This is a genomic window from Clostridium sp. N3C (genome assembly GCF_900095445.1).
Taxonomy (GTDB): domain Bacteria; phylum Bacillota; class Clostridia; order Clostridiales; family Clostridiaceae; genus Clostridium_AU.
The window spans coordinates 23,606-42,261 of record NZ_FMJL01000006.1 but is presented as its reverse complement, the minus strand read 5'-3'; the positions used below and the strand labels follow the sequence as shown (position 1 = coordinate 42,261).

Genomic DNA, 18,656 nt, shown 5'->3' with positions numbered 1-18,656 from the left:
TATGAAAATAATAGTAGACGGAGATGGCTGCGCCGGAAGACATGTAATTGAAAGGATAGCTAAAGACTTTAACATACCTTTGCTTATATTTTGTGATATTCATCATATGATAAGCAGTGATTATGCTGAAGTTAGATTGGTAGATAGCTGCTTTCAAAGTGTTGATATGTATGTAGTCAATAATTGTAGTAGTGGCGACATTATTGTAACTCAAGACTATGGAGTAGCAGCTCTGTGTCTACCTAAGGGAGCAAAGTGTATAAGTCCTTCAGGATATATTTTTAATGAAGATAATATTGATAGGTTACTGTTAGAAAGACATATTAAGTCTGAAATTCGTAGAGCTGGAGGCCGAACTAACAATCCCAAAAAGAGAAGCTCAGAAGATGATAAAAGGCTTGAGAAAAGGTTAATAAAGTTAATTAAAGAGTCAAATATTTAAGATAGAGACCCAGAAGAAGGGTCTCTTATTTTTTACATAAGTATATGAATAAAGAAAGAAGGTGCTACAGTTTACCTGTAAAGCACCATCATTGATGTGGATTCCACAGCAACATTGTTGCCTTCTATAGTTTCAATAATATCAGTGCCAGCAGAATTTTTGTTAACAACAACATTCCAAGAGCCTTCTGGTATACTTACAGAATTACAATGGTTGGCTCCATTATATATTACAACTATATCCTTCCAAGTGTCACCGTTAGCATGGTTTTCAAGAATGAAAGCCACACAGCTTCTGGCTCCTGGCAGGAATTTTAGATGGTTGGCTACTTGCTCCCTATCATACATTCTAAAAGCCTTGTGCTCTTTTCTTAATTTTATTAATCCTTTGTAATATTCCATTACGTCTAAGAAGTTAGCTTTTTCATACCAGTCCATTCTATTTATGGTATCAGCACTGTTGTAGCTATTTTCTATACCACCCTTTGTTCTGCAAAATTCAGCACCAGCATGTATAAAGGGAACTCCTATGGAAGTAAGAACTATTCCGTCTGCTAACTTACTCATATTTTTAAGCTCTTCTTCTGAAGCATCTGGACAACTCAATTTAAGTTTATCCCATAAAGTATAATTATCATGACAAGAAGAGTAATTTATGTTCTGCTCTGGGGAATAGAAAGTAGCAGGTTTTCCAAAGATATTTAGTGCGCAACCGGCTGCACAAAACTTTATAGTGTCTACCGTTGATTCATTATCACTTACGAAACCTCTTTCATGTATATTAAATACGCTTCCTTTTACAGCGTCTCTAATTTTATCATTAAAGAAACCAATGTTCTTCAATTGGAAGCTATTGTATATATTGGCTTTTTGATCATCTCTAAGATTAGTATTAAGATACCAACCTTCTCCATAAACAATGAACTTTCTTCCTAGTGATTTTAGGTTTTCATAGATTTGCTTCATGGTTTCTATATCATGAATGCCCATAAGATCAAATCTGAAGCCATCTAAATTATATTCTTTTGCCCAATACATTACAGAATCGATGATGAACTTTCTTACCATAGATCTTTCTGATGCTGTATCATTACCACAGCCAGTACCTTGGCTTATAGAACCATCATCGTATTGCCTGAAGTAGTAGCCTGGGAAGATTTTTTCAAAATTAGAGGTTTCATGATGAAAGACATGGTTATAAACCACATCCATAATAACACCTAAACCATGCTTGTGCAGAGTTTTTATTAGCTCTTTTAGTTCACGTATTCTGATAGTTGGGTTATATGGATCTGTAGAATAACTTCCCTCTGGTATATTGTAGTTTTGAGGATCGTAACCCCAATTATATTTATAAGGATGTCTTTCATCTACACTTAAATAGGAGTAATCAAATATAGGCATAAGTTGAACATGGGTTACACCTAATTCTAGTATGTGGGACAGTCCAGTACTTACTCCCTTTGAGGACTTAGTATTTTCTTCAGCTAAGCCTAGATACTTGCCCTTATGAGCAATACCACTGTCGGGATGTACCGATATATCTCTTATGTTAGCTTCATATATAATTGCATCATTATAATGTTCAAAGTTTGGTCCCTTATAAGAGTAAAAATTATCAGGTGTTGTTTCCCTTAAGTTTACAATAGCACCTCTTAGGCCATTAATGCCACAAGCTTTAGCATAGGGATCTACAACTTCATTTGTTTCTCCAAATACATTTATCTCATAAGTATAAAAAGATCCCTTTAGATCTCCATCTATCTTAATTTCCCAAAGGCCTTTATCCTCCACCATTGTAAATTTTTTTACTTCTCCCTCTACAGAAGGATCGCCGTTTTCATATATCAAAAGATTTACAAAGGAAGCTACTGGTGACCAAAGTCTAAAAATTGTGTGGTCTTTGGTATATATTGCACCAAGTTCTTTGTTAGTATAGTAGGTATTATGAAATTCTTCTGAGGAGTAAAAGGAAAAATAGCTAACTTTTGCACTGAGATCATTGTAGAAAACAGTGGTTTCTTTTTTTATGTCTATGGCATTTTTAAGATTAATAAGTACTTGGTTGTTGTTTATTGTCACATTCTCTGGATTTATTGAAATATCGCCGTTTTTGACTATAAAATTATTATAATCAAATTGTGAAAAATCTCCAATTAATACAGAAATTGTGGTAAAATTAATTAGAGAACATTTTTGGATATACATTAGCGTCAGTCCTCCTTACATAGTATTACAGTACTATTATATTATAAAGCTTCATTACTTTAAACTAAAAATAAAAATATATCTTATGATGAGGTGATATAGTCTATGAGTAACATGGAAATCAATTTTAGTATTCCAAGCCCAACTGCTAAAAACAATGCTATAAAAGTGTATGTAGACAAGTTTAATGAAGAAAAGCTATTATATAAGTTCATAATAGGTTGTGACGGTATATGGGATACTATTGAGGATTTCACAGAAAAGAATTATACAATTTGGACACCAAATAAGGATGGTAAATACATAGTTATGGTGCAGGCTAAGAAAATGGATAGCACAAAGCCTTTTGATTATGTTGCTAGAACAGATTACATTATAGGTGAAGTAGAAACAAAACTTATTAACCAAGTAAGTCTAAATAACAACCAATTAAAGGTGGGGGACAAGCTTCATGTGTCTGTGGAGTCCAGTGTTGCTCCAGTAGTTTACAAGTACTGGATTTGCAGCGGAGACAACTGGGAACTTATTAAGGATTATAGTGCTGATAACACTCTTAGCATTACAGTTAAAACTGCAGGTAAGCATCAACTTCTAGTGGAATGTAAAATGTTAGATTCCAAGAATAATTATGATGATTTTTATAAGGTGGATTTTAATGTTGATACTGTACAACCATTAGAAATTAAAGATTTTAAGTGTCTTTCTACGGAACTATTAGCTTATAAGGATCTAATATTTCAAGTGGATGCACAATATGAAGATAATAGAATGATTCTTTATAAGTTTATAAAAATTGATGCTAATGGAAAGGCAGAAGTGATTCAGGATTACTCAACTAAGCGAATAGTAAGCTATGTGGAAAGAAAAGCAGGAGACTATAAAATTCTGTGTTTAGCTAAGGATATGTATTCGCAAAATCAATATGATGATAGAGCTTTAATTGCTTATACGGTAAAACCATATAAAGAAATAAAAATTATAAGCTTTACCAGTGATTTAATTTCACCACAGATAGTAGACAGTGATATAGAATTAAGAGCAGTGGTTGATGGTGGAAGAAAACTATTATATAGATATATAATAGATGGTAATTACTCAGAGGATTCTGACTACATAAAAGAGGATCATTATACTTGGAAACCTCAAAAGGCTGGTAAGTATAAAATTACCCTTTGGGTTAAAGATGAGAGTTTTAAAGGAAAGTTTGAAGAAAGTGCTGAGATGGAGTTTCTTATCGATGAAGTATCAAATAATGAAGTGAAAATAAAAGAAGTTATAATGAATAAAGAAGAGAATTTTGTTAGGGGAGAAAATATTCATGTAAGTGTAATGGCTACTGGAGGTTCGGATTTAAGGTATGCTTTCAAGGTTTTAAAAGAAGGAAAGGAAATTGAATGGGTAGATTATAGTACTTGCAATTGGGTTAATTTCACTCCAGAAGGTATAGGCAGTTACACTATGGAAATAATGGTTAAGGATAAGTATTCTAAACAGAAGTACGATTGCCATGAGATAAAGCATCTAGAGGTAATGGAGTTTATACCAGCAGAGATAGACTATGTGCTTATGCCTTCCAAAGAAATTTATATGGTAGGGGATAAAATTAAGTTTGATATAATTACTCAAAGAACAAATGAAACCTTGATAAAGTATGTTTTAAAAATTAATAAACATACGGTAGAAGAAACAGACTATATAGAAGATAAGAGCTATCTATTAGAGCCTAGATGTCGAGGAGAATATATATTAGAAATAATGGCTAAGGATAAGGCAAGTGATCAGTTTTTTGATTCTAAAAAGGTTATCAGATTATATATAAAGGATGCAGTTCCAGTAGCAAACACAAAAATTCTAAGGGATAAAGTAAAATTAAAGGTAAACGAAGGAACAGTATTCACTGTAAAAGCTGATGGGGGCAGGGACTTGCACTATGAATTTTATCTAATGGAGCAAGGACAATGGAATTTGGTACAAAAATATAGTAAGATTAATTATTATAGCTTTATGCCTTATAAACAAGGGACTTATAAATTGTTGGCCTTAGTGAAAAGTTTTTATAATGAAAATTCTTACGAGGACTATGATATGGTGGAATTTAAAGTAGAGTAATTGCTTTATAAAAAATTTAGTGCTGTAGATTTCTTAGGGCTTCTTTCACAGATTTATGTGAAGGAGCCTTAGTTTTCACTTCTATAATTTAATATTGGAATAAGGAGCTTATATATTGTAGAATATAAATTAGACAAAAAATTACCTAGGAAATATAGGTGTATACATATTGAGGAGGGGATTTTCCTGGAACGATTAGATAAAATCTTGAGTAATTTGGGTTATGGCAGCAGAAAGGAAATAAAAGGCATAGTTAGAAAGGGGCTAGTTACTGTAGATAATCAGGTAGTTAAAGATAGTGGCATGTCAGTTGATCCAGAGAAGAGTGAGATATATATTGGTGATGAAAAGGTCATTTATAAAAAATATATTTACTTGCTAATGAATAAGCCTGCAGGGGTAGTTTCTGCTACCTTTGATAATTATGATGAAACTGTGGTGGATTTACTTGAAGTTCAACATAGTGTTTTTAATCCCTTTCCAGTAGGCAGATTAGATAAGGACACCGTTGGCTTTCTTTTACTTACCAATGATGGAGAGCTAAATCATAGATTGATTTCACCTAAATGGCACGTAGATAAAGTTTATTATGCCAAAATAGATAAAAGGGTAGATGAGAAGGACATAAAGTCCTTTCAAAAGGGCGTTGTTTTAGATGATGGTTATAAGTGTCTTCCTGCAAAATTGGAAATTTTGGAAGCTTCAGAAGAAGGCTCTGAGGTATTAGTTACTTTGCAGGAAGGTAAGTTTCATCAGGTAAAGAGAATGTTTGAAAGTGTTAATAAAAAGGTTATGTACTTAAAAAGAATATCCTTTGGACCTTTGAAGTTAGACGAAAATTTAGAAGAGGGAGAATACAGGGAATTAACGGAAGAAGAATTAACTCAGTTAAAAGAAGCTGTAGGATTATTGGATGAATAAATTAAATTTTGAAAGTTTTCCTTCATATTGATTAAATGTTTACAATTTATTTTTTAAAATGGACTTGCAAAATAATGTTGAATTATATATAATAAAGTTGCAAGGATAAATAAAAAGATTAAATAGCCCCCTTTTTATTTAGATGCGAACACAACCTAGCCCCAAGGGTTGTGTTTTTCCTTTTTTGCTTTTTTATTGATAAGATTAGAATGTACTAAGTTTTGAGGTTAATCATGGGCAGATAATATAAATTGAATGATTGCATGCAAAATATCATATTAAAAGTTGCTGTTGAGGATATAGATAAATAAACATATTATTAGGGAAGCTATAATACTTATATTAATGTAGATCCTTAGATAATATTAATTTATGTGATCTCAACTATAATGAAGGCTGGTGACAATTTTATGAAAGTGAGAAAGTTTGATTACATTGTAGTTTATCTTATGATATTTGCATGGATTTTCTTTGGGATTTTAGGGCCTTTAACCTTTAGTGGAATTATTGCAATGTTTACAATACTAGTAATACCAGCTTTGATAATTGGAACTTTGTCCAATATTATTATAAGATTCAATAAAACTAAGATTTAATTATCTTTAATTTCTTCTATATTTCTTTTCAAGAGCTGTTCTTCTGCTGAATAATCCTATCTTCTTTATCTTTCTGCATTTCTTTTTTATTGTCCTAAATGACTTGTTGGTATATAATATTAGTATAGGACTTTAGGAGTTTACCGTGTAAAAGCGACTATATATAAATACATAATTTAGGAGGAAAACATATGAGTGAATATAGATCAAAGCTTCAGGATGCAGAAATGGATTTTCTATTTGATGCTATATTAAGCTTAAAAAATAGGGAAGAGTGTTATCGTTTTTTTGAAGATCTTTGTACAATAACAGAAATCAAGGCTCTGGGACAGCGGATGCAGGTTGTAAAAATGCTTAAACAAGGTAAAACATACAATGATATTGCTCACTTAACAGGGGCAAGTACTGCCACAATAAGTAGAGTAAACAGGTCTCTTAATTATGGAAGTGATGGCTACAATCTAGTGCTTAGTCGTATTAATTGGAAGGAAGAAGTAGATACTGAAGCTTCTAATGATAAGAAAGAAGTATAAAAAGGTTTAAAGTTATATATTTAAAAAAGTTGCCAGAAGCAATATACTAGCTTGTAATTGAGCTTGTTTAGGGCTTCTTATTTTTTTGCTATTATGTATACTAAATTCCTATGCCTATTAAAATATGCTATAATATACTCCGAACAAATGATTATAGAGTATATTAATTGGAAAGTATTATAATAGTAGTTATTTGGTAAGAAGATTAGTAGAAAGCAAATGAATATAGGAGGAAGGACATGGATCTTAAAAAATTGCTTAACCCGGAGCAGTATGACGCTGCTACCACCATTGATGGCCCGGTGCTTATACTAGCTGGTGCTGGTAGCGGAAAGACAAGAGTGCTTACATATAGAATTGCCCATATGATTGAGGATTTAGGAATCTATCCTTCACAAATTTTAGCCATAACTTTTACAAACAAGGCTGCTGGAGAAATGAAGGATAGAGTTAGGAGAATGGTAGGAGACATAGTAGACAATATGTGGATATCCACCTTCCACTCCTGTTGTGTGAGAATCTTAAGACGAGAGATAGATAAACTAGGATATAAAAAGGACTTTACTATTTACGATAGCACAGATCAAAAAACTTTAATTAAGCAATGTATGAAGGAACTTAATATAAATGAAAAAGATATAAGTGACAGTGAAATTATTGGCCGTATTGGAAAGGCTAAGGATAATTTGATTTCTGCAGAACAGTTTAAAAAGGATAACCAGTACAATTTCAGAGATAACAAAATAGCAGATCTTTATTTGCTTTATCAGAAAAAGTTAAAGAGCAATAACGCCTTAGATTTTGACGATCTTATTTTTAAAACTGTAGAGTTATTTAGAACTAATAATGAAGTTTTAGAATTCTACCAGAGAAAGTTTAAATATATAATGGTGGATGAGTATCAAGATACCAATATGTCTCAGTATGAGCTTATACGTTTGTTAGGTAAAGCTCATAAGAATGTTTGCGTTGTAGGAGATGACGACCAGTGCATTTACGAATGGAGAGGGGCAAATATTAGAAACATCCTTGACTTTGAAAAGGACTATCCAGAGGCTAAAGTAGTAAAACTAGAGCAAAACTATAGATCAAAAGGAAATATATTAAATGCTGCTAACAGCGTTATAAAAAATAATAGTGAACGTAAGCACAAGGTTTTGAGAACAGAAAGTGATGCTGGAGAAAAGATAAAGATTTATAGAGCCCCTTCAGATAGAGATGAAGCACAGTTTGTAGCTTCAGAGATAGCAAAGCTTATGGAAGAGGAAGGTAGAAGTTATCGTGATTTTGCTATCTTATATAGAACAAACGCTCAATCCCGTATTTTTGAAGATACCTTTATAAAGAGGCATATACCTTATAGATTAATTGGAGGTCATAAATTCTATGACCGAAAAGAAATTAAGGATATAATGGCTTATTTAAAAGTGCTCAATAATCCAGATGATGATATAAGCCTTCAAAGAATAATAAATGTACCAAAGAGAAGTATAGGAGCAGCTACTGTAGAAAAGCTTCTGCAACAGGCTAATGAAATAGAAGATAGTCTATATAATGTAATGCTGGATGTGGATGTATTACCAACACTATCAGCAAGAAGTAAGACTTCTATTAATAAGTTTATGGATCTTATGGAAAACTTACAGGCATTAAAGGAACAGTTGACGGTTTCAGAATTGGTAAATGCAGTTTTAGAGGATACAGGATATATTAAGGAGTTAGAAAATTCAAAGGAAATAGAAGATGAAAGCCGAGTAGAAAACTTGAAGGAATTAGTTTCTGCTGCTGTTGATTTTGAAAATACGTCAGAGGATAAATCCTTAGCAGCATTTTTAGAAAAGACTGCTTTAGTAGCAGATGTAGATAACTATGATGAAGAAGCGGATTCTGTAGTGATGATGACAGTGCACAGCGCTAAAGGTCTTGAGTTTCCTGTGGTTTTCATGGTAGGTATGGAAAATGGTATATTCCCTGGTAATTCATCCTTTCAAAATCCTCATGAGATGGAGGAGTCTAGAAGGCTTTGCTACGTTGGTATCACAAGGGCTAAGGAAAAGCTCTATATGACCTCTGCGGAAATAAGAATGGTATTTGGAAGAACTTCAGCCTTTGCTCCTTCAGATTTCTTAAATGAGATTGCTTGTGACTTGGTGGAATATATAAACAAGGCACCATTATCTTCAGGGCAGGGAATTCAAAGAAATGGATACATAGGAAACTTTAATTCACAGCCATTAAATAATAGTAGCACAAGCTTTGAAACTGCAGCTAAAGAATTAAGTAAAAAGTTAAATTATTATATGAATGCAGAGCCTGCAAAGCCAAAAGCAGTTTTAACAGAGGCTGAAGCAGTAGTTGGTGCAAAGGTAAAACATGCTAAGTTTGGTGTAGGTACTATAGTGAGTGTTAAGAAGGAAAAGGATGATGTAAAGCTTACAATTGCCTTTGATAACATGGGAATAAAGATGTTTTTATTAAGTATGACACCATTAGAACTTATATAAAAGGTGGTAGAGGTATGGAAGATAAGTTGAAAAGAATGGAGGAGCTCGCCCAAGAGCTTAATAAATACTCTTATGAATATTATGTTCTAAGTAATCCCACTGTGTCCGATAAGGAGTATGATTTAAAATACGATGAACTGAGAAAACTAGAAAAGGAAACAGGAGTTGTGCTACCTTATTCACCAACTTTAAGGGTTGGTGATGTAGTGCTACCTGAATTTCAAAAGTATACCCATAAGGCTCCTTTGTGGAGTCTTGATAAGGCGCAAACTGTAGAAGAACTTAGAGATTGGCATAATAGAAATTTAAGGTTTATAAATGAATATAATATGAGCCATGAGGATAAACTTCCTAAGCCTAAATACATTATTACGAAAAAATTTGATGGACTTACTATAAACTGTACTTATGATGAGGAAGGGATTTTGGTAAAGGCTGCTACTAGAGGGACTGGAGAAGTAGGTGAAGATATTACTGCTCAAGCTAAAACTATTAAAAGTCTTCCTTTGAAAATCGATTATAATCATACAATAGAAATTCATGGAGAGGCTATAATGACCAAGGAAGCCTTTGAAGCCTATAATAAGAAGGCAGAAGTACCTCTTAAAAATTTAAGAAATGGGGCAGCAGGAGCTTTAAGAAACTTAAATGTTAAAGAAACTGCTAGAAGGAATCTTTCAGCCTTTTTCTATGATGTAGGATATAATGAAGGGATACCATTTACTACATATACAGAAATGTTACAGTTTATAAAGGAAAAAGGCTTTCCAATTGATGATTACATAAAGACCTGTGAATCTGTAGAAGATATAGAGAAGGAAATAGAATATGTAGCTAGCATTCGTGATAAATTAAATTATGATATAGACGGTATAGTAATTGCTATAGACCATATGAAGACAAGAGAACTTTTAGGCTACACTGTTAAATTTCCTAAATGGGCTATTGCTTACAAATTTGAGGCTTTAGAAGTTACCACTGAGCTTTTAGATGTAGAGTGGAATGTAGGACGAAGTGGAAGAGTTACTCCTACAGCTATTTTAGAGCCAGTAGAATTAGGCGGCGTAACCGTAAAAAGAGCAACCTTAAACAATATGGATGATATAAAAAGAAAGGGAGTAAGGATTGGAGCTAGAGTATTTGTAAGAAGGTCTAATGATGTTATTCCTGAAATTATGGGAGTGGTAGAAGAAAGCTTAGAAGGTAGTAGAGAAATTCTTCCCCCAAGCAATTGCCCTTATTGCGGTAGTAAAGTAATTCAAGATGGTGCCCATTATTTCTGTGAAAATACCTTATCTTGTAAACCTCAATTAGTAAAGAGTATTGTGCATTATGCTAGTAGGGAAGCTATGAACATAGAAGGTTTTAGCGAAAAGACTGCAGAGCAGCTCTTTGAAAAGCTAGACATAAAATCTATACCGGATTTATATAGGCTAAAGAAAGAAGAATTGCTTACCCTAGATAAGTTTGGAGAGAAAAAAGCTCAAAATTTACTAGATGCAGTGGAAAAGAGTAAAAACTGCGATTTAGCTTCATTTATATTTGCATTAGGCATACCTAATGTAGGTAAGAAAACTTCCAAGGATATAGTTAAGAAATTTAAAAGTCTAGATAGAATTATAAAAGCTTCTGTTGATGAGTTGCTTGAAGTTCAGGATGTAGGCGAAATTGTAGCTAATAGTGTTGTAAAATTCTTTACTCAAGAAAAAATTATTAATAACATAGATGAACTACTAAAACTAGGAGTAAAACCAAGTTTTGAAGAAATAGAAGTGTCCCATAATCCCTTTGAGGGTAAAACTGTGGTAATAACTGGCAGTCTTAAAAACTACAGCAGAACTGAAATAAAGGAAAAATTAGAATCTTTAGGAGCAAAGGTTTCTAGTAGTGTAAGCAAAAAGACCAATTATGTGCTGGTAGGAGAAGATCCAGGTTCAAAGAGGGATAAGGCTATAGAATTAGGAGTTACCATAATTACAGAAGAAACTTTTGAGGAAATGATTAAGGAACAATAATAAAAATAAGAGATTTGGGGGGAAAAAGTTGAAAAAGGTTTTAGATGCTTTGTCCTGGGTATTTGTGGTACTTACAACCTTTTCAGTTATATGTACTCTGCTTTATCAATATAATTTTGCCTATATTGCAGGATTCTCTAGGTATAGTATCATGAAAATATGCATATTTGTCACTATGCTTTTATGGTCCATCAAAATGTTAAAATTAAATTCAGGCAATAAGAAATGGGTATATTCATTAATATTTTTTATATTTGCTTTGACCTCATTTATCTTCATTTTTATTAAAGACGTATGGTAGGTTATATGAAAGCGGCTTAGGCCGCTTTTTCTTTATGGTGATTTTTTATTTGATTTTGTGGATAAGTTAACCTGTAATTAGTTATTTTGTGGATTAATATAATGTAATAAGTGGAAGGATCATAGAGAAGTAGATAGATCTTTCCTTTGGTTTTATCCTTTTGTTTGCAGTAATTTTGAGGTGGGATGTCTTTGCTTTCTTTTATGGATAGTGTTTACTGCAGAATAAGAAGAGAAGAAGCAGAGAAATTGAGAAGGTTTATAAGAAGATTGAAGGTATTAAAATTTTATGAGAGCTTAACAAAAGGCTGTTGGGAGTTTGGCGTACAGGAGAAGATTATAACAAAAAATAATGATATTTTGGAAGTAAAGTTGAGTCGCGGTGAAAAAGAGCTTCTTATAAGGTTTCATAAGTGTTTTAAGGTGCTTGTAGAGGACTATGAGAATTTTATTAATACTTTACAGGAAAATGATATTCATAGGGGGATATATATTACCACTGGTGAATTTCATAAGGACATAATAAGCAATTATTATAGATTAACGGGGGCTAATAATAAGGTTACTTTAGAAGATGGAATAAGTTTTGGAAGAAAGCAGATTGGATGGAGAGGGAAGGCTAGAGATATTTTGGTGTATAAAAAATTCAAATTAGCTAGGTATCTTCCATAAATAATGCAAGTCCATATGTTTAATATGGACTTTATTTGCTAATAATTTCATATATAGACATTGTAATCAAAAGGAGAAAAATATGAAGAAACTCGTATTTTTATTATTACAATTAATATCTATATTTTTAATGACAGCATGCGTACAGGAAAAAAAGTATATGAATGCACAAGTTGAAGATTACATAGTTTGCAGTTTTGGGGGACTACCTAGTAGCTTGAATATGCTAGATAATAACAGTAAAAAGGGAGAGGAACTGTATAAGTACCTTTTTGAAGGACTTGTTAATATGAACAGAAGTAAGGAAATAATACCGGCTTTAGCAGAAAGTTGGGAAATTGAGGACAATGGTATACAATATACCTTTCATATTAGGGAAAAGGCTTGCTGGAGTGATGGAAGTCCTATTTATGCCAAAGATGTGGAAGATTTTTTTAAGTACATATTGTCAAGAGAAGCAGAGAATCCTATGGCTAGAGAGCTTTACCCTATTTTTGGGTCAGAGGACTATTATAATGGTAAGGTTGAATTTGATCAGGTGGCAATAAGGGCTACGGATGCAAAAACTCTAGTTATTCGTTTAAATAGAAGTTATCCAAAATTTTTGGAGGTTTTAAGCAAACCTAGATATGTAATAAGAAAAAGTAAGTTAAAATTAGAGAATTGGAAGGATAATTATTCAAATATAGCATATAGTGGTCCTTTTATTATTAGTGCTATAGAGGAAAAAGGAGTAGTATTGAGTAAGAATCCTAGCTATTGGGACAGTGAAAATATAACAGATGAAAAGTTCCTTTTACTATCTGAAATAAGCAAAGAAGAGGCATTGGCGGCATACGAGTCAGGGCAGGTAGATATTATATACAATCCACCGCTAAGTGAAGTGGAGCGTTTTATTTCTAGTGATAACACTATTATTGTGAACAGTGATGATGTAATAGCTCTTTGTTTTAACGAAAGCTCTGGAACCATTGGCTATGAGAGAAATATAAAAAAAGAAATTATGAAGTATATAAATGTAGATAACTTGGTTAAACAGGGGTTAGCAGTGTTTAAGCCAAATGAATATGGTATTTTTAAACTTATAAACCTAGACTACAATGTAATAAATAGCGGTACAGGAGCCAGTGTCGATAGTGATGAGGATATATCCTTAGTATTAGTTACTGATAGTGATGATATTAATAAGCGTATAGTGAAAAAATTAGTTGAACAAGTTGAAGAGAGTAAAAATATAAAGATTAAGACTAAATATATTATTGCAGAAGAGTTCCAAGAGGAAATTGAAAAAGGGCAATATGATATCATACTGAGAAGATACAATAAGGAGTTTATAGATAACTATAAATATATCCTAGAGGACCATGTTATAGTTCCAATTTTTAATTGTTCCGATGTAATTATAAAAAACAAATATATAGATGGGGTCAAAATTGATGCTGAAGGGAATATTATATTAAATAAGGTTTATCAAAAATAATTGAAGAGAGGAGCTAGATTAGAAGCTTCTCTCTTCTTAAATTATTTTAGCAAGAAGTGTATTGTGTAAAGTAGAGGCATATTTTTGTTACTGTAGAAGCTATTTTTACTAGTTTCAAAGGTATCTTTTTTCTTACTATAGCTAATACTTTTTACAAAAATAGGAGCTAACTCATTGAGTTCAGGAGTAGATAGGGAAGGCATTCTAAAATAATTTTCATCTAACAAGTCTTCCTCTTTATTTGAGAAATTTCTATATCTTTCTGGGCTATTTAGGTTTGGAGAATCTGGCCAACTTAGCACTAAGCCAGAGTTTATCAATTGACGTTTATATACTTCCGTTAATATTTTTTGAGAAGCATCGGGATTTAATTTGTTCATTAGTATTTGGCATAGAGTATATAGCACTATCTCTTCTGCAGAAAAGTCTATGTTCTTCTTTTCTGATTTTTTAATAAACATACCTAAATCATTATCGTAGAAAGAATTAAGAGTTTGATAAATTTTATTTGCTTGATCCCTATATTTAAGTAAAGACAAGTTTCTATAACCACGTACAAAGTTTATGTTAAGCATGCATAAGGAATGAACCCTGTCATTAATTTTTTCATCATTTAAGTCCTTGTACTTTTCTTCCAGTAAGTCAAATAGATCGTAAAGTATATGCATAGCAGCTTCATTTTTACTAGCTTCATAAAAAATATTAAAGGCAAAACACAAATTGTTTAACTCTTCAAAGGATAAATCATAAATTTCTTCTTTATAATCAATAAACATATTAAGAATATCTAGGGAAAAGTTTTTGTAGGCTTCAGCATCTTCGTTATCAGAAAGTAAAGAAGCTTTATAGTATGCAGCCATAAAAAGGGCTTGTTCTGAAAATTTAAATTTACTACTTTTATCCTCAAATTTAAGTTCGCCTGTAAGTTCATTGGAACAATCTTTTTTATCAATAAAAACTCCCTCGCTGCTTCTAAGATTAGAGGAGAAAAAGTCAAGCTGTTTAATTGAAAGTTGAGAGTATATTTTACTTAGAGCAAATAGAGTACTATCTATATTTTCAAAATTTTTATAGTAGTCTGTACAATCCGTTAGCATTAAATTCATATATGCGTTACTACTAGCTAAAATTTCTTTTTTGAAGCTTTCTTCATTCCAACCATTCTTTTCTAGTTTAGGATTTGCCTTTTTGTATATACATAAAAGTGGAGAATTTCTCTTAAATATGTTAATATCAATGTTAGGAAATTTTTTTAGCTTTAGTTCCTGAATAGATGTGCGTATGCCACAGTTAGATTGTAGCACAATATGTTTAAAGGACTCTCTTGAGAAAAAAAGTAACTGTTTTTCAATATTATCTAAGTTTAGAGAGTTCAGTCGAAGAAAAGGTCCTATATATTTCAAAATATTCACCTCATATATTACTCCTTATATAAATAATATGAGGTTAATCAAAAAATAGTTCTATAAAATTCCGTTTTTATAGAAATGATGTGTATGGAAAGTATTGAGCTGTAACTAATATCTTCAGAAAGCAAATTGATTGCCACAGAAAAGGTTAGATCTAACAAAGGAGCTGGAGCTTAAGTGGATAAATCACATTGTTATAGGTAAAATAACAGATAGTAGAGGTATCCTTGTTAATTACAATTATAATAGAAGAAATGCCACCAGATAGGGATTAACTATTTAGCGGCAAATTAAGGGAGGAATAAATTTGCGAATAGATGGAAGAAGAAATGATGCGCTTAGAAATATTAACATTATTAGAAATTATACAAAATATGCTGAAGGATCAGTGCTTATAGAATTTGGAGATACAAAGGTTCTTTGCACTGCTTCTATAGAAGATAAGGTGCCACCATTTTTAAAAGGTACTGGTGAAGGTTGGATAACCAGTGAATATAATATGTTGCCAAGGTCTACCCAAGTTAGAAAGCCTAGGGATATTTCAAAACTTAAAGTAGACGGTAGAACTATGGAAATCCAAAGACTTATTGGTAGAGCTTTGAGGTCTGTAGTAGATTTAAAGGCTCTAGGGGAAAGGACCATTTGGATTGATTGTGATGTAATTCAAGCAGATGGAGGAACTAGAACTACATCTATTAATGGTGCTTTTGTAGCCTTAGTGGATGCAGTAAATAAAATACATAGAGTTACGCCTTTTGATACATATCCAATACGTAACTTCGTAACAGCAGTTAGTGTTGGTATAGTTGGACAAAGTAAATTATTGGACTTATGTTATGAAGAAGATTCTAAGGCCGTAGTAGATATGAATGTGGTACTTACAGATGAAGGAGAATTTATTGAAATTCAAGGTACTGGTGAGGAGAAACCCTTTTCTAGAAAGGATTTAGAGGAATTGTTAGATTTAGCGGAAAAGGGATCAAAGCATATAATACAAGCTCAGAAAAATGCTTTAAAAATGGATTCATTATGGATAGGAACGAGGGGATAATATGAAGAAACTTTTAGTAGCAAGCAATAATCAGCATAAGATAAAAGAAATTAAGGAAATATTAAGGGATATACCAGTAGAAATACTGGGCTTAAAAGAAGCGGGAATAGATATTGATGTAGAAGAAAATGGAAACACCTTTATGGAGAATGCGTACATTAAGGCTAAGGCTATTTATGATCTTTTAGATAATAAGGAAGATTATTTAGTAATGTCCGATGATTCTGGTCTAGCAGTAGACGCTCTTAATGGTGCACCGGGAGTATATTCTGCTAGATTTGCTGGAGAACACGGTAATTCAAAGAAAAATAATGAAAAGCTCCTTTCTATGCTTGAAGGTATTGAATTTGAGAAAAGGACAGCTAGATTTATATGTGCCATAGTATTATTATATGGTGAAGAACAAGCACTTAAGGTTGTAGGAGAAGTGGAAGGATATATTACAGATAAGGAATACGGAAAAGATGGATTTGGCTACGATCCTCTATTTTATACAAAGGAGTTTAATAAAACCTTCGCAGAATTAACCGCTGAGGAGAAAAACTCAATAAGTCATAGAGGAAGAGCCCTAGAGCAACTTAAAAAAGGTCTTGAGAAATTATTAGGTGAAAACTAAAAGGGGGGAGTAGCCTTGCTTATAGCAGTGGTAAGCGACACTCATCGGGATACATATACTATAAACGAAGTCTTAAAAAAGATAGATAAGGCAGATATATTGATACATTTAGGAGATAATGTTGCTGACGCAGTTGAAATGTCTTCTAAGTTTAAGGGGAGAACTATATATGTAAAGGGAAATTGTGATTATGCACCTTCAGTACCTTCAGAAATAGTGGAGGAAATTGAGGGGAAAAAGTTTTTTATTACTCATGGACATAATTATGGGGTAAAACAGAGCTTAGGACAGCTAAAGCAGAAGGCAGAATTAGAGGGGGCTCATATAGTTTTATATGGGCATACACACATATCTAGCATTGTTTATGAGGAAGGGGTATGCTATCTTAATCCCGGCAGTGCTTGGCAGGGGCGAGATGGCTGTGAAAGCATTGCAATGATAGAGCTAAAAGATAGCAATATCAACCCTTGGTTGGTAATTGTAAGAAAATATTGAATATTAAGAGCTCAAAAATCTAAAAAAAATAAAAAAAAAATAAAAAAAGGTGTTGACGAAAGCAAATATATCGTGTAGAATAATCTATGTCGCCGGGGGGAAACAACAAAAAACAAAAACCGGTAGACAACGGGGTGTGGCGCAGATGGGAGCGCGCGTGCTTTGGGAGCATGAGGTCGCAGGTTCGATCCCTGTCACCCCGACCACCTGCGGGTGTAACTCAATGGTAGAGTGCCAGCCTTCCAAGCTGGTTACGAGGGTTCGATTCCCTTCACCCGCTCCAAATATGCGTCTTTAGCTCAGCTGGATAGAGCAACGGCCTTCTAAGCCGTGGGCCAGGGGTTCGAATCCCTTAAGACGCACTTAATAAAATTTGCTAACAATAAATAGCGAATTTTATATGCACCATTAGCTCAGTTGGTAGAGCACCTGACTCTTAATCAGGGTGTCCCGGGTTCGAGTCCCTGATGGTGCACCATATGGTGGACGTAGTTCAGTTGGTAGAGCACCAGATTGTGGCTCTGGCTGTCGTGGGTTCGAGTCCCATCGTTCACCCCATACTGGGATATCGCCAAGCGGTAAGGCACAGGACTTTGACTCCTGCATTCGCTGGTTCGAATCCAGCTATCCCAGCCATTTGGTTCACTAGCTCAGTCGGTAGAGCACATGACTTTTAATCATGGTGTCCGGGGTTCGATTCCCCGGTGAGCCACTAAATCAGATATCTAAAGGTTGATATCTGAATTGTGCAGGTGTGGCGGAATTGGCAGACGCACTAGACTTAGGATCTAGCGCCATTGGCATGCAGGTTCAACTCCTGTCACCTGCACCATTTTTTATGACAAAATACTAATCGAATACTTGCTTGGTAATTATGCGGGAGTGACTCAATGGTAGAGTGTCACCTTGCCAAGGTGAAAGTTGCGGGTTCGAGTCCCGTCTTCCGCTCCATATGCGGGTGTAACTCAATGGTAGAGTGCCAGCCTTCCAAGCTGGTTACGAGGGTTCGATTCCCTTCACCCGCTTTTATTATGCGTCTTTAGCTCAGCTGGATAGAGCAACGGCCTTCTAAGCCGTGGGCCAGGGGTTCGAATCCCTTAAGACGCATTTACATAAAGAGTTTTTATAGCTCATAATTTAATTGGCACCATTAGCTCAGTTGGTAGAGCACCTGACTCTTAATCAGGGTGTCCCGGGTTCGAGTCCCTGATGGTGCACCAATTTTATATCGGGGTGTGGCGCAGATGGGAGCGCGCGTGCTTTGGGAGCATGAGGTCGCAGGTTCGATCCCTGTCACCCCGACCAC

General features: G+C 33.7%; 15 protein-coding genes and 13 tRNA genes. 26 read left to right on the top strand and 2 right to left on the bottom strand.

Going from position 1 to position 18,656, the window contains the following annotated elements; translation table 11 throughout:
• Position 1: 1 nt before the first annotated feature.
• Positions 2–442: a YaiI/YqxD family protein gene (locus tag N3C_RS03975; protein ID WP_074364772.1), complete on the top strand. Its 441-nt coding sequence runs from the start codon at positions 2–4 to the stop codon at positions 440–442.
• A 71-nt stretch (positions 443–513) separates the two neighbouring features.
• Here N3C_RS03975 and pulA read toward each other — a convergent pair whose 3' ends face one another.
• Positions 514–2,649, bottom strand: coding sequence for a type I pullulanase (gene pulA, locus N3C_RS03970; RefSeq protein ID WP_074364771.1), 2,136 nt, complete (start codon positions 2,647–2,649; stop codon positions 514–516).
• A 105-nt stretch (positions 2,650–2,754) separates the two neighbouring features.
• On the opposite strand from pulA, the gene N3C_RS03965 reads away from it, so the two are divergent.
• From N3C_RS03965 to N3C_RS03925, 8 genes are all read left to right on the top strand, one after another.
• A complete protein-coding gene (locus tag N3C_RS03965; protein ID WP_074364770.1) occupies positions 2,755–4,758 on the top strand; it encodes a triple tyrosine motif-containing protein in 2,004 nt (667 codons plus the stop codon).
• 186 nt (positions 4,759–4,944) lie between these two features.
• Positions 4,945–5,679: a pseudouridine synthase gene (locus N3C_RS03960; RefSeq protein WP_074364769.1), complete on the top strand. Its 735-nt coding sequence runs from the start codon at positions 4,945–4,947 to the stop codon at positions 5,677–5,679.
• 410 nt (positions 5,680–6,089) lie between these two features.
• On the top strand, positions 6,090–6,275 hold the full coding sequence (locus tag N3C_RS03955) for a hypothetical protein (RefSeq protein WP_074364768.1): 186 nt from the start codon (positions 6,090–6,092) through the stop codon (positions 6,273–6,275).
• 191 nt (positions 6,276–6,466) lie between these two features.
• Positions 6,467–6,808, top strand: a complete 342-nt coding sequence (locus tag N3C_RS03950) for a YerC/YecD family TrpR-related protein (protein WP_074364767.1) — start codon at positions 6,467–6,469, stop codon at positions 6,806–6,808.
• 239 nt (positions 6,809–7,047) lie between these two features.
• On the top strand, positions 7,048–9,312 hold the full coding sequence (pcrA, locus tag N3C_RS03945; protein ID WP_074364766.1) for a DNA helicase PcrA: 2,265 nt from the start codon (positions 7,048–7,050) through the stop codon (positions 9,310–9,312).
• Between the two features lie 14 nt (positions 9,313–9,326).
• Positions 9,327–11,327, top strand: coding sequence for an NAD-dependent DNA ligase LigA (gene ligA, locus N3C_RS03940; protein ID WP_074364765.1), 2,001 nt, complete (start codon positions 9,327–9,329; stop codon positions 11,325–11,327).
• A gap of 492 nt (positions 11,328–11,819) precedes the next feature.
• A complete protein-coding gene (locus N3C_RS03930) occupies positions 11,820–12,299 on the top strand; it encodes a hypothetical protein (protein ID WP_074364763.1) in 480 nt (159 codons plus the stop codon).
• Positions 12,300–12,381: 82 nt separating this feature from the next.
• Complete coding sequence (locus N3C_RS03925) at positions 12,382–13,779, top strand: ABC transporter substrate-binding protein (RefSeq protein ID WP_074364762.1); 1,398 nt, start codon at positions 12,382–12,384, stop codon at positions 13,777–13,779.
• Positions 13,780–13,820: 41 nt separating this feature from the next.
• On the opposite strand, the gene N3C_RS03920 is transcribed toward N3C_RS03925, so the two are convergent.
• Positions 13,821–15,191: a hypothetical protein gene (locus N3C_RS03920; protein ID WP_242944039.1), complete on the bottom strand. Its 1,371-nt coding sequence runs from the start codon at positions 15,189–15,191 to the stop codon at positions 13,821–13,823.
• 130 nt (positions 15,192–15,321) lie between these two features.
• Between N3C_RS03920 and N3C_RS15390 the strand changes: the two genes are divergently transcribed.
• From N3C_RS15390 to N3C_RS03840, 17 genes are all read left to right on the top strand, one after another.
• Positions 15,322–15,456 (top strand): hypothetical protein, encoded by a 135-nt coding sequence (locus N3C_RS15390; protein ID WP_278281009.1) that lies wholly within the window; start codon positions 15,322–15,324, stop codon positions 15,454–15,456.
• A gap of 39 nt (positions 15,457–15,495) precedes the next feature.
• Entirely contained in the window at positions 15,496–16,239 is a 744-nt protein-coding gene (gene rph / locus N3C_RS03915) for a ribonuclease PH (RefSeq protein WP_074364761.1), read from the top strand.
• Between the two features lies 1 nt (position 16,240).
• A complete protein-coding gene (locus N3C_RS03910) occupies positions 16,241–16,855 on the top strand; it encodes an XTP/dITP diphosphatase (RefSeq protein ID WP_074364760.1) in 615 nt (204 codons plus the stop codon).
• Positions 16,856–16,870: 15 nt separating this feature from the next.
• Positions 16,871–17,350 (top strand): YfcE family phosphodiesterase, encoded by a 480-nt coding sequence (locus N3C_RS03905; protein ID WP_074364759.1) that lies wholly within the window; start codon positions 16,871–16,873, stop codon positions 17,348–17,350.
• A gap of 130 nt (positions 17,351–17,480) precedes the next feature.
• A tRNA-Pro gene (locus N3C_RS03900) sits at positions 17,481–17,556 on the top strand.
• Between the two features lie 3 nt (positions 17,557–17,559).
• A tRNA-Gly gene (locus N3C_RS03895) sits at positions 17,560–17,633 on the top strand.
• A 5-nt stretch (positions 17,634–17,638) separates the two neighbouring features.
• A tRNA-Arg gene (locus N3C_RS03890) sits at positions 17,639–17,712 on the top strand.
• A gap of 40 nt (positions 17,713–17,752) precedes the next feature.
• Positions 17,753–17,828: transfer RNA gene (locus N3C_RS03885), tRNA-Lys, on the top strand.
• A gap of 4 nt (positions 17,829–17,832) precedes the next feature.
• Positions 17,833–17,908 (top strand) — tRNA-His (locus tag N3C_RS03880).
• Positions 17,909–17,911: 3 nt separating this feature from the next.
• A tRNA-Gln gene (locus N3C_RS03875) sits at positions 17,912–17,986 on the top strand.
• A 3-nt stretch (positions 17,987–17,989) separates the two neighbouring features.
• Positions 17,990–18,062: transfer RNA gene (locus N3C_RS03870), tRNA-Lys, on the top strand.
• Between the two features lie 36 nt (positions 18,063–18,098).
• Positions 18,099–18,182, top strand: a tRNA-Leu gene (locus N3C_RS03865).
• 44 nt (positions 18,183–18,226) lie between these two features.
• Positions 18,227–18,301, top strand: a tRNA-Gly gene (locus N3C_RS03860).
• Positions 18,302–18,304: 3 nt separating this feature from the next.
• Positions 18,305–18,375, top strand: a tRNA-Gly gene (locus N3C_RS03855).
• Positions 18,376–18,383: 8 nt separating this feature from the next.
• A tRNA-Arg gene (locus tag N3C_RS03850) sits at positions 18,384–18,457 on the top strand.
• A 37-nt stretch (positions 18,458–18,494) separates the two neighbouring features.
• Positions 18,495–18,570 (top strand) — tRNA-Lys (locus N3C_RS03845).
• Between the two features lie 9 nt (positions 18,571–18,579).
• Positions 18,580–18,655 (top strand) — tRNA-Pro (locus N3C_RS03840).
• Position 18,656 lies beyond the last annotated feature (1 nt).